This is a genomic window from uncultured Roseovarius sp. (assembly GCF_947489715.1).
In the GTDB taxonomy this organism is placed as follows: domain Bacteria; phylum Pseudomonadota; class Alphaproteobacteria; order Rhodobacterales; family Rhodobacteraceae; genus Roseovarius.
On sequence record NZ_CANLER010000039.1, the window covers coordinates 1 to 402 of the forward strand.

Here is a 402-nt window from a genome sequence, read left to right on the forward strand (position 1 = left end):
GTAAACGCTGGTGCGCAGCAAGCCGTCCATGTTCTCCAGGAGTGCAAAGACAAGCTTCCCATCGCCCAGCTCCGCGACAATCGCCTCGCCTCGGATGTCGGATTTCAGGCCATGGCTGGCGGCGGGTATCAGTTTGCTGAAGCGAGTGGGATGGCGCATCGAAACTTCGGTAACAGTGCTGGCCTCAACCGGTCCGCCGGGCGTGTCGAAATGAAGCGTCACCTCCTGATGCCAGGAGACACGCGGCTCCCACAGGATCAGGGCCAGTCCGCCAACGCAGATGACCGCAATACCAAAACTGACCAGCAGACCCCGCTTCACCCTATCAGGCCCCCCAAAAATCACTCATTGAAAACTTTCTCCCGACGGGGCGCGGCAGCACAACCAAAAATGGAACCGTGA

Annotated in this window: 1 protein-coding gene; it reads right to left on the minus strand. The window is 59.2% G+C overall.

The features are described 5' to 3' along the window. Positions 1-321: hypothetical protein (locus Q1B27_RS24480; RefSeq protein WP_299852823.1), on the minus strand; the 321-nt coding region annotated here is incomplete at its 3' end. Positions 322-402: the final 81 nt, after the last annotated feature.